This window comes from Pedobacter aquae, assembly GCF_008195825.1.
GTDB classification, from domain to species: Bacteria; Bacteroidota; Bacteroidia; order Sphingobacteriales; family Sphingobacteriaceae; genus Pseudopedobacter; species Pseudopedobacter aquae.
The window spans coordinates 2,961,138-2,974,842 of sequence record NZ_CP043329.1 but is presented as its reverse complement, the minus strand read 5'-3'; the positions used below and the strand labels follow the sequence as shown (position 1 = coordinate 2,974,842).

The 13,705-nt window shown below is 34.4% G+C and carries 11 protein-coding genes and 1 tRNA gene; 1 reads left to right on the top strand and 11 read right to left on the bottom strand.

All coding sequences use genetic code 11. The annotated features are described in order from the left end of the window. Nucleotides 1-11: 11 nt before the first annotated feature. Complete coding sequence (locus FYC62_RS13065) at nt 12-884, top strand: PorP/SprF family type IX secretion system membrane protein (protein WP_081659234.1); 873 nt, start codon at nt 12-14, stop codon at nt 882-884. A gap of 393 nt (nt 885-1,277) precedes the next feature. On the opposite strand, the gene FYC62_RS13060 is transcribed toward FYC62_RS13065, so the two are convergent. The 11 genes from FYC62_RS13060 to prfA form a co-directional block, all read right to left on the bottom strand. Beyond that, a complete protein-coding gene (locus tag FYC62_RS13060; protein ID WP_149075257.1) occupies nt 1,278-2,273 on the bottom strand; it encodes an alkaline phosphatase D family protein in 996 nt (331 codons plus the stop codon). Between the two features lie 270 nt (nt 2,274-2,543). Further along, nucleotides 2,544-3,251 carry a M48 family metallopeptidase gene (locus tag FYC62_RS13055; RefSeq protein WP_149075256.1) on the bottom strand — a complete coding sequence of 236 codons (708 nt, stop codon included), beginning with the start codon at nt 3,249-3,251 and terminating at the stop codon, nt 2,544-2,546. After that, the gene (locus FYC62_RS13050; RefSeq protein WP_149075255.1) at nt 3,244-6,483 is read right to left on the bottom strand and encodes a type I restriction endonuclease subunit R; all 3,240 of its coding nucleotides are present in this window, start codon (nt 6,481-6,483) and stop codon (nt 3,244-3,246) included. Before FYC62_RS13050 ends, FYC62_RS13055 begins: the two co-directional genes overlap by 8 nt. Nucleotides 6,484-6,655: 172 nt before the next feature. Continuing rightward, complete coding sequence (locus tag FYC62_RS13045) at nt 6,656-7,183, bottom strand: hypothetical protein (protein ID WP_149075254.1); 528 nt, start codon at nt 7,181-7,183, stop codon at nt 6,656-6,658. Between the two features lie 8 nt (nt 7,184-7,191). Further along, nucleotides 7,192-7,860, bottom strand: a complete 669-nt coding sequence (locus FYC62_RS13040; RefSeq protein WP_149075253.1) for a DUF3800 domain-containing protein — start codon at nt 7,858-7,860, stop codon at nt 7,192-7,194. A gap of 5 nt (nt 7,861-7,865) precedes the next feature. Beyond that, the gene (locus FYC62_RS13035) at nt 7,866-9,068 is read right to left on the bottom strand and encodes a restriction endonuclease subunit S (RefSeq protein ID WP_262713566.1); all 1,203 of its coding nucleotides are present in this window, start codon (nt 9,066-9,068) and stop codon (nt 7,866-7,868) included. A 58-nt stretch (nt 9,069-9,126) separates the two neighbouring features. Further along, entirely contained in the window at nt 9,127-9,978 is an 852-nt protein-coding gene (locus FYC62_RS13030) for a KilA-N domain-containing protein (RefSeq protein WP_149075251.1), read from the bottom strand. 1 nt (nt 9,979) lies between these two features. After that, on the bottom strand, nt 9,980-11,509 hold the full coding sequence (locus tag FYC62_RS13025) for a type I restriction-modification system subunit M (RefSeq protein WP_149075250.1): 1,530 nt from the start codon (nt 11,507-11,509) through the stop codon (nt 9,980-9,982). Continuing rightward, on the bottom strand, nt 11,499-12,068 hold the full coding sequence (locus FYC62_RS13020) for a restriction endonuclease subunit S (RefSeq protein ID WP_149075249.1): 570 nt from the start codon (nt 12,066-12,068) through the stop codon (nt 11,499-11,501). The genes FYC62_RS13025 and FYC62_RS13020 overlap by 11 nt, the downstream gene beginning before the upstream one ends. A 364-nt stretch (nt 12,069-12,432) precedes the next feature. Then, nucleotides 12,433-12,506, bottom strand: a tRNA-Asp gene (locus FYC62_RS13015). Nucleotides 12,507-12,579: 73 nt separating this feature from the next. Then, complete coding sequence (gene prfA / locus FYC62_RS13010) at nt 12,580-13,653, bottom strand: peptide chain release factor 1 (RefSeq protein ID WP_039454915.1); 1,074 nt, start codon at nt 13,651-13,653, stop codon at nt 12,580-12,582. Nucleotides 13,654-13,705 lie beyond the last annotated feature (52 nt).

Genomic DNA, 13,705 nt, shown 5'->3' with positions numbered 1-13,705 from the left:
AGGACAATAACATGAGAAAATATATAAAAACCATCTTGTTAATGATAGCTGTACTAATGGGCGAAAAAGTATCGGCACAAATAAGCCCTATGAAAAGTCAGTATTACCAAAATCCGTATTTAGTAAATGCGGCTATGGCAGGCTATAACGGAAAGTTAAATGTATTTGCTAATTATAGCGACCAATGGAATAAAATAGATGGCGCACCAGTGTTGATGTCCTTTTCAGGCTCAGGAAGAATAACGGAAAAAGCTGCAATAGGCTTTAATTATATGAGTGATAAGGCAGGGTTACTAAGAAGAAGCCAAGCAATGGGTAGTTATGCTTATAAAGTTAACTTAAGCGGTGAAGAGAGCTTAAGATTTGGCGTATCATTAAGTTGGGCACAAAACCGATTTGACCAAGGTGACGCAACTTCTAATGGGAACCTAGACCCTGCGTTTGCTGCTTACAATAACCAAAGGAGTTATTTAGATGGAAATTTTGGTGTGGCTTATATAGGTAAAAAAATAGAGGCTCAGTTTAGCTATCTTAATTTAAATAACAAACGTCAGAATCAGTTTTCATCAGTAAATTATGCTACATTTTATAGTGCTTTAAGTTATAAAATAGACTTAGTAAATGATGGTAGTTTAATGCTAAAACCATTAATTGCATACCGAGGCGTAAAAGGATTTGAAAACCAATGGGATGTAGCCACAGAACTAAGTATAGAGCAGTTGAAAGTATATACCATGTATCATAGCAATAAGACATTTACAGGCGGTTTTGGTTTCTTACATCAGAAGAAGTTACTCTTGTCTATCATGTATAGTACAGAGCCGCAAGGCTTACAAGGCCTAACCGGTGGGCAGTTTGATTTGGTTCTGGGATATCAGTTTTAAGAATTAGCTAACGCATAAATTTACAAGCAGAAAAAAGTTATCCTACTTAAATCCATTATATAATAACCTGATGATAAGCAGGTATTTTTAAAAAAACGGCTAGATGGTAATGGTGTTACATTTATAAAAGAAATAAAAGAGCAATATCCCATACCTGAATTTATGCTTTTAAACCACTTGGGTGAATTTGACTTGCCATCAGTAAAGATTTTATTGAAGCCCAAGGAGGTAATATCAGCGTTGATAGTGAATTTGGTGTGGGTAGCGTTTTTACATTAACACTTGTAAAATCGTTTTCATAGCATTGAGGAAAAGCTTGTTGAGATAATCTCCATTAACCCTTTGTAACTTAGATTCAAGCAATGCGCTTATCATAAAGATTTAAAGTGCGAATCAGAATTCCACTACCTCTTTATGATAAACAGGTATTTCAAGGCCTTTTAAAGACATGGTCACTTCAAGCTTCTCACCTTTATCTTTAAATTCTAATAAACCGTAGTGCTTTTGATTAACCAATGGCCCTATGCGGTACGGGTTAAGCTCTCCTTTATTATTTATTGCCGAATGTGTGAGGCCACTGGAAGTGATATCAAAAAGTGGAAAATTTAAACCTGCTACTTGCGTTTTTGAAAATTCACCAATATGTCTATCTCCACTCAATAAAATCACGCCTTTAGGTTTTGTTTTTACCAACAATTCCATCAATCTTTTTTTAGCAGTTGGGAAATTAGCCCATTTTTCATAAGGATGCTCTTCAGATAAAATTTGGATACCAGAACCAATTACATAAGCATCAGCATTACCGCTTAACTGCTTTTCTAACCAAGTCCATTGCGCTTCTCCTAAAATATCTCCTTTTAAATTTGGGATGTATCTCTTATTGCTGTCTTTCATCAAGGTGTCCCGATGATAGCGGCAATCCAATAATATGACTTTTACATTTTTGTTTCCTACTTGATAATCATGAGACGAATAAATACCAGCTTGCTTGCGAACAGGACTTTCTTTAGGTACGTTTAAAAAATCAAGTGCTAATTGCTGACTTTCTTGCTTACGAGGATAATTTATTCCGGCATCGTTTTTTCCATAATCATGGTCATCCCAAGTACCAATTATGGGTACTTTAGCCGCAAACATTTTATAATTAGGATTATCATTTTGTTCTTGATATTTCTCCTTAAAAACAAGCATATCATGCGTGTCTCCATAAATATTATCTCCAAGCCATATCCATAAGTTGGGTTGGTCTTTTAAAATAACATCCCATAAAGGCTGTGGCAAGTTCTGACGGTTACAAGAACCAAAAGCAAAGGTCTGGCTTTTATGAGTTTGGGCCTCAACATTTACAATACATGATAGTGTAAATAAAAATGCTAAAAAATATTTCATACTGGTATTACTAAAGCTTGTTTAAAACCAAAAGTAGCGTTTAAAAGTTAAGATGAAGTTAAATCTGAAATAATGTTGTATAGACTAATACTTCTTGTTTATTGGCTAATATGTGATGTGGATAATTTGGGATTTCCACGAGATGAAATTTCATATCAAAATATTCTTTTTTAGAACAAGAATAGTTCTAGAGAAGATTATAATTCAACAATATTTTACAAGAATAGGATATATTTATTGGCAAAGGCATAAAGGAAAAATTCTTCAGCCCTATAAACTAGTTTCAAGTCTTTCTTTCCATTTCTTCCAGTCAGGCATTATAGATTCTTGTAAATTATAGAATGCTTTAGTATGATTATGATGTACCAAATGACACAATTCATGAATAATTACATACTCAATACTTCCCTTAGAAGCCTTTATCAAATCAGGATTTAAAATTACTTTACCCTTGGATGTACAACTTCCCCACCTGGTAGGCATATATCTGATTTGAAGAACTGGTGAATCAATTTTGTATTTTCTAAATAGTACCAATACTTTTTCTAAAATATCCTGAAAATGAACTGCTGCTTTTTCCCTATACCAATCAGCTAGTATATTTTCTACAGATGCATTATCCTTTTTGAAAACTATTAATCTCCCTCTATAGATTTTCACTTCATTTTGAGTAGCATTTTCAATTTTGAGTTTGTATTGCCTCCCTAAATAAAGATGTGTTTCGCCATTTATAAATTGCCTTGGCGGTGTAAATGGATGGTAGGACAAAAACTCTGATAGCTGTTTGATTATCCATGGAGCCTTTTCCTTAAGCTTTACTTTTAATTTCTCTGCTGTTGTTTCAATAGGTGCAATTACTCTAACTTTACAATCAGGGTAAACCTTAATGCCTAAAGTTTTACGCTCTTGATAGGAAAGCTCATAATTGATTTCTTTAGAGCCAAACTTAAATGATTGTAATGAAATGATTTCAGACATATTTCAGTTTTGCTACTTTTAAAACTTCCTCCACTAATTCATCAATTAAATCAAATGGTAATTCTAAATCTTGGTGAGCTTTTAAGTCGAAAAGATAATCATCTATATCAATTCTAATTTTACCTTCTATATCTGATTTATATATCCAGTCTATGATTGGTTTGCCATTTTCAAAGACTATTGATTTAATTACATTATCTATTTCTTCAGCTATTTTTGCACCTATATTCTGGATATCTTCAGATCTTTTTAAATGGCCTTTAAAAATTTCATTCACTAAATTGTAAATGGCAATGCCTGTTTCATTACCCACTAAATTTTCAGGTACGTTATCTTGTCTTCCATTATGAAATTGGTCTTCAAATGATTTAGCTTTATTTAAATAATCTGCCTCAGAAATGCGGTGTTGATGGTAATCATCAATTGTATCACGAATTAGCCTAGATAGCTTCTTGAAGTAAATAGGGTCTTCGTTCATTTTAACATTGATAGCCTTAATTGTTCTGCTAGCAATGTGGTCTGCTTTGGCTGCTTTACTTGAAATTTTCTCTACCTCTAGTTCACGTTGTTCTTTATCGAAGATGTTTACTAATTCTGTAATGCGAAGCATTTCTCCTTCTGTGGTGATATGTTTATCAATAAGCTTCTGAACTTGTGGCTCAAATTCTTTATATTCTAAATCATCAAAGTATCTACGTTTAACAGATATTCTAAGCCCTAAAAAGAATTTAGCATCCTGTTTATATTTATTAATCAGTTGCTCTGGAGTATTAGAAATGAACTCATAACTAGATAATGCTAGTTTTAATAGACGAGCAAAAGCAGATACTTTTTCATAAAATAGATGACGAATGGCTTCATCTTGCAATAACTCTTCGTAAGCTGGTTCATCATATTTATTCTTTACTCCTTTAAAAATATCCCACACTTCTGAATGCGCTTGTGGTAACTTTTTAATTTCTTCAACGATATTTGTTAAAGTACCCTCCAAATCAAGAGTGTCATAATCATTTGTTCCAGAATAAGTATCTAAGGCATTATCTAAATTCTCTAAATTACCATAGTAATCTATTATTAAACCATGTTCCTTACCTGGTGCTAAACGATTTACCCTAGCAATTGCTTGTAATAAAGTGTGTTCTTTTAATTGCCTTGTTAGGTATAGCACATAGTTATTTGGCGCATCAAAACCTGTCAAGAGCTTATCAACAACAATGATGATTTCTGGATGGTCTTGTTTTTTGAAAGCGTTGATTAAAGATTTTTCATAATTCTCTGAACTGCCATATTTATCCATCATGGCTTTCCAGAATTTTAATATTACATCATCACTTTCCTCAAATGCATCGTCATAATTCTCCCTAACATCTGGTGCAGAAATTAAGACTTCGCAACTTATTTTGCCTATTTCCTTTATAAAATTACGGTAACGAATGGCTGTTGTTTTATTTGGTGCTACTAACTGCCCTTTCGCTTTTAAACTACCAAAAAAGATACCTTGTACATTTTGCTCATAATGGTCTGATATGTCCCAAGCTCTGGAATAAATTACTTCCTCTGCTTTATTAAGTTGGTTTGTTGAGCTAAACTTCCTTTTTAATGCTGCTTTGCCATAAGGTGTAAGTGGTTCAGAAACTCTGTCAAAATAATTGTCTAATGGTTTTTCGTTTACTTCTATTAGATGGTGTCTTCCTTCATATAATAAAGGAACTACAGCACCATCCGCAACGGCATCAGTTATAGAATAAACATCAATCAATCCGCCAAACCTATTTGCAGTACTCTTTTCCTTTTTCATTAAAGGTGTACCTGTAAATGCAATAAAGCATCCGTTTGGAAAAACCTTTTGCATTTTGATATTGAAAGTACCATATTGGCTTCTGTGACCTTCATCAACCAAAACAAATATATCTGGTGAATCAAAACCCTCTTTAGCTCGGTTTACCGCAGCTTCAAATTTGTGTATGAGTGTTGTGATGACCGTATCGCCAGTACCCGAAAGTAATTCTACTAAATTCTTTCCTGTTTGTGCATTTTCAACAGGTATTTGGCATTTTTTGAATGTTTCTGTTATTTGACTGTCTAAATCTACACGGTCTGTTACTAATATGATTTTCGGATTTTTTATTTTAGGATGTGTAGCAATTAATTGTGCTAACATTACCATTGTTAGAGATTTACCACTGCCTTGGGTATGCCAAATCACTCCCCCTTTTCTTAAGCCTTGATTATCAGTTAAAGCTATTTTATTTAAAGTATTGTGAACTGCAAAATACTGCTGATACCTCGTTACTTTTTTGATACCATCATCAAACAAAGTAAAATTAAACATCAAGTCTAAAAGGCGTTTGGGTTGGCAAAGGCTATACAATAACTTGTCTTGCTCTGTAATACTTTGCTGTTCTTGCTCTAAATTTTTAAAGTATGTCCATGCATTTTTATACCTTTCTTGAAAAAGGGTGGTTCTTTCATTTGAGGGTAATGGCTGATTTTTTAAAGCCTGCAAATTATCTACCCAAGCAGTTTCTTCCGCTTTGGTTTTAAATAGTTCTTTCCAAAAGCTCCAAAATTCTTTTTCTGTTGCTGTGGTAGCGTATTTGGCATCATGTGTAGCTAAACCTAATATCAAATTTGAATATTGGTAAAGCGAACGAATACCGTCTTCTTGTTGATTTCTTAAATGCTGCTCTATTGATTTATTAATGGGGTCTTTAATTTTAGGACTTTTACATTCTATAATTACCATAGGAATGCCGTTAATGAAAAGCACAATATCAGGACGATAATGTTCGCTGCTTGACGACCTTAGAACACTAAATTCTTCTGATATATGATAAACATTGTTAGCAGGGTTTTTCCAATCAATGAACTTAAAAGAGAAACTTTTTTTATCTCCTAATACAGTTTGCTCAAAGCTTCTACCCAATGTGATGAGTTCGTAAAAAGCTTTATTTGAAGCTAAAAAGCCATCTTGTATAGGAAGGTCTCTTAAGGATATAATAGCGTTATTTATATTGAGCTCTGAAAAAGTAAACTCCTTACTTTTATATTCAATAGTATTGATGGCTTGTAGTTGCTGCTTTAGTATAGTTTCTAACAAAACGTTAGATGTTCTCCCGCCTCTGGCTGCCAAAGCTTGTTCAGGAGATAGGTATTTCCATCCCATATTCATCAGCAATTTTAATGCTGGAAGCTGTGAAATATGGTCTTCTTTAAATGATGGTACTTCCATTTTGTATTAAAATTTGGTGTGAATATTGCTTTTATTAAAATATAAAAGGTGTATATATAATAGTATTGCAAATCTCAAAAACTATGTGCACCTTTGCACTGCTCATTCTACCATAATAGGAGAAAGGAGTTTCGAAACTCGATACATCCAGATATGTACCGAGTTTTGCGTTTTAATAGACTTCCTCTAATCTCTTTTTTCTTTTATTTTCTATTTGTTTTTTACCTCCAGGCTCATTTAAATAGTATGCCGTAAGTAAATAATAATCTGTACCACTACGTTGTGGCTCTAAAATAATGATATACTCTTGCTCTAAATCATAAATATAAGTACGGATTACATCCTTTCTATCTATGCGATCTTGGAAACTGAAAACATCTATATTAGTAATTCTTTTTTCTTCAATATGATGTTTAATCCAATGCAAGCGTTCTGATCGAGCCATTTCAAATGATCTGCTACCTAACTTATTTCCTTTTTCGTCTTTATCTTCACGAGAGGTTAGGTGTTTAAAAAGGGTTTGCATTGGGGCTTCCCCTTCTATTTTTGTTGGCCGAATTTGCTTTTCTCTGAATTTAAAATCTGCATTATTTACCATATCTCTGGCGAAAATACCTTGTAAGGAATTATTACGCTGAGCGGCATTCATGTGAACAAGTTCTAATAACTGCGGGTATGTTTTAGTTAAATTTAATGGCATATCGCTAATTACTTTAGGTCTATATGAAATAGATTTAACTTATTTTCATGCTTAGGTGTAGATTGAGTTATGGGTGTTTTGCAATGGCTCTCAATTTTCTCAATGAGTTTATTCTTTGCTATCACTTTATTTTCTCCACGTAATTTATAATTAATGGCTCCCATAATTAAGTCTGTCAATTGCATTAGGCTGCTCTCATGAGAGTGCATAAATTGAAAATTACGAATAGAAGAGTTGTGCTTTAACAAATCATTTAATGCAGCTAACTTTTTATGACTAATGGTATCTTTTATATCAAAGTATATGTTGTAGGTGTATTCTAAATTAATTTTATGATGTAAAAGCTGATAATACATTTTAAAATAAAAATCGTTGTAAGTAAAACCAGGAAGTGTTTCATTTATTTGAGATTTCTTTACAATTACCGAACGGAAAGCCAAATCTGTAGCAAAGAAATATTCAATTAATTCTGCATAATAAGGGTAATGCGCACCCGAAACACTCGACCATTTAATTTCGCCTTTTACCTTATGCTTAGCTTTTAAATACTTTAAATACTCTTTATGTTGCTTGAGCTGATTATGAGCAGAACTTATGTAAGCAATCATCATGTATGGCATACCATCATTTTGAAGGTGTGTACTTTCGTCGCAATAGAAATTAAAGGTTTTACTCATGATATTTAATTTGTTTTAACTCTTATTTGCCCTGTTAATAGCTTTTGCATTAAGCCTTTCTTTTGCTCTTTTAGGGTTGCTAATTTGTTTTCGTATAATTTCAATTCATTATCTGCCGTTTCAAGTACTGAAGTAATTGCAAGCTGTTCTTTTAAGGGTGGACAGTTAATCTCTAATTTCATAAAATCTTTCTTACTTAATACTCTATTACGACCAGCACCACCAGGAGAAATCAAATCCAATAAATACTTGAAACTTGGTTGTAGAATTAAAAATTTAAAATAAACTGGGGATGCTATATCTGCTTTGAAAGTATAAGTTGGAAATCTATGAGAAACTAAACCACCTTCATCTTCTTTACTGGCAATGGCTATTGCATGTTCCCACGCAAAAGTTATGTTTACTACCAAATCCTTCTCCTTTACTACGAACAACGTTTCCATTGCAATCATATCTGGGTCAAAATCTGGTTTATGAAAGATGCCTTTGCCATGACTCCTAACGCCTAAAGCTAAAAAGTTTTGTAATGGTTTATCAACAGGACGTGGAGTATAATCTAAGAAATACTCTAAAGGATTTGTTTCCCATTCCTCCTTAAACCCTTTTAAGCGTTTTTTTCCTGTAAGCAAACGTTGTGCAAGCCCCTTATTACGTAACTTGATTTCTTTAATTAGCTTTTGAGTTTTTTCTATGGCTAAATCCCAAGTACTTAAAATTTCGGCTATTTTTTTTTGTTCTTGGCGTGGAGGTAATGGGAAAGGATATTTTTTCAAACAATCCATTTCAATGCCAGTCTGACCACCAGAACGCTGAGATAATCCTTCGAGATAAAATCTTAATTCTGGCCTAGAGAGGAAATAGAAACAATAGTCTTTTAAAAGCTTTTTCTCATTTGGTATAGCTTTTACCAATGCAACATTATATGCTCCTTCAATCCCCTTAAATATTTGAAATATTGGGGGACCGTATCTTCCTATTATTATATCATCCGCTAAACAAGTTTTATTTGCATACTCTTTCTTTATGAAAGTTTTATATTTTTCAGTACGGTAATCTCTAGTTTGAATTAGCCTAACATATCCTTCCTGTGCTTCATAAGCAAAAGAACTTAGAGGAGGCTGACTACCACCAGAGAATTTCACTAAATCATCCATTGTTAGGTTTTCCCAATCAGATGGAATTAAATGTTTGTATCCCCGATGTTTCAAAATCCTAAATCTTTTAAGTAATCATCCATTTTAAGTTGATTTAAGCTTAATATAACAATCATAACTTCTTCTTTACGCTTGTATTTTCATCCAATTTTTTTACCTGCCTATTTTGTGACAAGGATTTTAATTGAGCGATGGCAATTTGGTTTAATTTGATGAGTCGCTCTGCTTGTGGTAATTTCATGCGTATAAACTCTGCATTCATGCTTTCTAAATTGGCCAGTACCAGCAATTGCTCTATGGTGGCAAAATCTCTAATATTACCTTCCTTTTCTGGGTTTTCCTCTCTCCATTGCTTAGCGGTTTTGCCTAAGAGTGCCACATTTAATACATCTGCTTCTGTAGCGTATACGAAACCCTGTTGTAATTTGCTTAATTGCGGAGGAATGATGTGTGCCTTTATGGCATCTGTATGTATGCGATAGTTGAGTTTTGAAAGTGTACGATTAAGATTCCATTCTAAAGATAATCTGTAGTTTTCATCCTCTTTAAGTCTTTGAAATTCTTTAATAAGATAAAGTTTAAATTCTGGGCTTAACCATGAACCAAACTCAAAGGCAATATCTTTATGGGCAAATGTTCCACCGTATCTACCAGCACTTGCAATAAGGCCCACTGCTTTGGTTTTTTCTATCCATTTTTTTGCTGATAAATAGAAACTGTTTCTGCCTGCTTCATTTTTAATTCCCTCGAATTCTAGGGAATTAAAATCAGGGTTGTTAATTTGCTCCCAAACCCCAAGAAATAAAATAGTGTCCTTATTTTTTAACCAATTTTCTATCAGCACACTACCACCATCAAAGTTTTTGACCATATCTGTAAGAGAAATGAAATCCTGCTCTTGCTGTGATAGTATACCTATTGCCGTTCCTTGAACGTTAATTACAACCTTTTTTTGCTTGCCCATATCAAAACCCTAATTCTTTTAAGTAATTATCCATTTGTCCTTCTACTGCCAAAAGTTCCTTTTTCAAAATAGTAATATTTTCCTGGGTAGCTGGGATATCTACTTCTTCTTCTTCCTCAAAAGTGTCTACATATCTAGGGATGTTTAAGTTATACTCATTTTCTGCTATTTCTTGTAGTGTAGCCCGGTAAGCAAATTTATCTTCTATAACTAAGCCCAGTTCTGTACTTAAAGGTGTTGCTTGTTGGAAAGCTTTATAGGTTTCCACAATTTTATTAATATCAGTAATGCGTAAGCGGTTTTGGTTGGTGCCAGATTCATAACCTTGGCTGGCATCAATAAAGAGCACATCTGTATTCTCGCCCTTCGCTCTGTTAAATATTAAAATTGTTGCTGGTATGCCTGTACCAAAGAATAAGTTTGCTGGCAAACCTACTACTGCTTCTAATAGGTTTTCTTCTATCAGTTGTTGTCTTATTTTACCTTCGCTGCTTCCTCTAAATAAAACCCCATGAGGAAGAATTACACCTACACGACCTGTATCATGATAGGTAGATGCTATCATGTGAGAAATGAAAGCGTAATCACCTTTGCTTTGTGGTGGCACACCACGATGGAAACGAGTGTATTGATCTGTAATAGCATTATCTGCACCCCATTTATCTAAAGAGAAAGGGGGGTTTGCACCAACAATGTTGCCTTTCAATAAGCTATCACCCTCTAATAATTTAGGGTTGTTTAAGGTATCGCCCCATTCTATGGTAGCATTATCAATTTCATGTAAAAACATGTTCATCCTAGCTAATGCCCAAGTACTACCGTTTATTTCTTGTCCGTATAAAGAGAAGTTATTGCTTCCTACTTCTTTTGATAGTTTAATAAGTAAGGAGCCTGAACCACATGTAGGGTCAATCATTCTATCGCCAGGTTGCGGGTTTAATAGTTTTGCTAAAAGTGTGGATACCTGTGAAGGCGTATAAAATTCTCCTGCTTTTTTACCAGCATCACTAGCAAATCTTTCTATAAGGTACTCGTAAGCATCGCCAATTACATCATTATTTGCTAAGTGAGAAGGTTGTAAATCTAAGGCAGAGAAATCAACCAGAAGGTTTTTTAACCTTCTGTTACGGTCTTTAGTTTGCCCTAAGTTAGACTCTGAATTGAAATCTATGTTTCTGAAAACGCGTTCTAACTTACTGCGGTTGGCATCCTCCATACTTTCTAGAGCTGTGTTGATTAACTCGCCTAAGTTGGCCTCATTACGGTTTTCAAAAAGGTAATCAAACGTACAAGTTTCTGGAACTTTAAAACGCTCGTTGTTTAAAGCTCTTTGTATTCTAACTTCATCGTTATTATATTTTTCACTGTAAAAAGCTTTTTTATCTTTCCAAACATCAGATACATACTTCACAAAAAGCATGGTTAGGATATAGTCCTTGTATTGTGAGGGGTCTATCACACCTCTAAAAGTGTCACAAGCTTTCCAAACAATATTGTTGATTTCGCTTTGGGTAATTGGTTTATTGTTCATTATTATAGATTAAATTTTTAATTACTGCTTGATATAAATTCTGTTTTTCGGTTACAATTTTTCTAGAAAGCGCCATGTCTTTATCATGGAGCTTTTGAATGTTAATAATCTTTTGCTGCATTTCTAATGTAGGTAGCTGTATCATAAAGACCTCTAATTCTGACTTTCTGATGGATGGAATAGAACTACCTGCACCAATGGTTTGAAAATATGCTTGTGTTTGAGCTGTGTTGAAAAGCGTGGTTAGAAAATCTGGCAACACTTTAGATTGGTCTACTTTTATTACAAAGAAAATAGAAGATGCTATTGCTGGTCCGTAGGAAGATTTATAAGTCCAAGCAAAATTTCTCATCCCTTTACCGACAAATAAAATGTCACCATCTTCTAATAGGTGAGTTTCATTTTTTTGGTCGATTTCTATAAAAGTGTCAATTTCATTTGTTTGATTACCCCAATCATCAAAATACTTCACTTGCATGTAAGCAGCATTACCATTATCGGTTGGTTTGGTATATAAACCAAACTGAAGTTGTGCAATATCACCTAATTTTACCTTCATTTACTTTGTAGCGTATTTCAAATAATAATCAAAGGTAATAAAAACCTAATTAAAAAAAATAAAATCCTTTGTAGAGATTTTCAAATTTGATAGTATAAAGATTGGCTTGCCTATAAGTAGATGTAAAAAATCAAATAAAAAAAGAATATAGACGATTAAAAATTATGAAAAGAATACTGTTTAGAGTTAATTATGAAAAGCAAAAAAATTTAAAGGGAAGAAATTTCAAGTTCTTCCTCTTTAGACTAGCTAAAATATACGCTTAATGTCTCCTCCCCAACTTTTACGCTTGATCCCGCTTGATCCCCATTTCAGGAAATGCTATAAAAACAAAAAACCTCTTAGATTTCTCTAAGAGGTTTTGCGGAATGGACGGGACTCGAACCCGCGACCTCCTGCGTGACAGGCAGGCATTCTAACCAGCTGAACTACCACTCCGTTTTTCCCGTTCTTATCGTTCGGGAGTGCAAATATAGGTATTTCTATTGAAGTGCAAAATCTTTTTTAAAATTTATGCAATAGAGCCCTCTTTCAGTTTTTCAGCATTTTCTGCAAATTGCAGAGCATCAAGTATTTCCTTTATATCGCCATCCATAATAGCTGGTAAATTATATAAAGTTAAACCTATTCTATGCTCGGTAACACGCCCTTGCGGGTAGTTATAAGTGCGTATTTTGGCAGATCTGTCTCCGGTTGATACCATAGTTTTACGTGTGCTGGCAATAGCTTCATTATGTTTAGCCAACTCACGCTCATACAATTTACTCCTCAACATCTCCATCGCTCTAATACGGTTACCCAACTGCGAGCGCTCTATTTGGCAAACCACCACAATACCCGATGGCTTGTGCGTTAACTGCACTTTTGTTTCTACCTTGTTTACGTTTTGCCCACCAGCACCACCAGATCTTGATGTTTGTAACTCCACATCAGCAGGGTTAATCTCCACGTCAACTTCTTCAGCTTCTGGCAATACCGCTACCGATGCAGCAGAAGTATGCACCCTTCCCTGGGTCTCCGTATCTGGCACACGCTGTACCCGGTGTACGCCAGATTCGTATTTTAAAATCCCGTAAACATCCTCACCAATAACTTTAAAAATCACCTCTTTATAGCCACCATTGGTGCCTTCTGTAACCTCTAAAGTTTCTGTACGCCAACCCCTACCTTCGCAATAACGGGTATACATACGGTATAAGTCGCCAGCAAAAATAGCAGCCTCATCACCACCAGTACCACCTCTAATCTCTACAATAGCATCCTTCTCATCTCCTGGGTCTTTAGGTACCAGCATCAACCTAATTTTAGCCTCCATTTCATCCTTTAAAGGTACCAAAGTATCTAGCTCTTCCTTAGCCATCTCACGCAACTCTTGGTCTTTCTCGTTAGCTAAAATATCACGGTTAGCATCAATATTACTCGTTACATTTTTGTACTTATAATACTCATCCACAATTAAACCCAACTCTTTATACTCACGGTTTAGCTGCGCAAAACGCTTCATATCTTGCGTAACTTCTGGGTTGGTCAATTCCCGCTCCACATCATCTCGGCGGAGTTTTATAGCTTCTAATTTATCTAACATTTTTTTTGAAAATCAAATCCTGTAATACTTGGGTTTAGGTAGTCCGGCTATA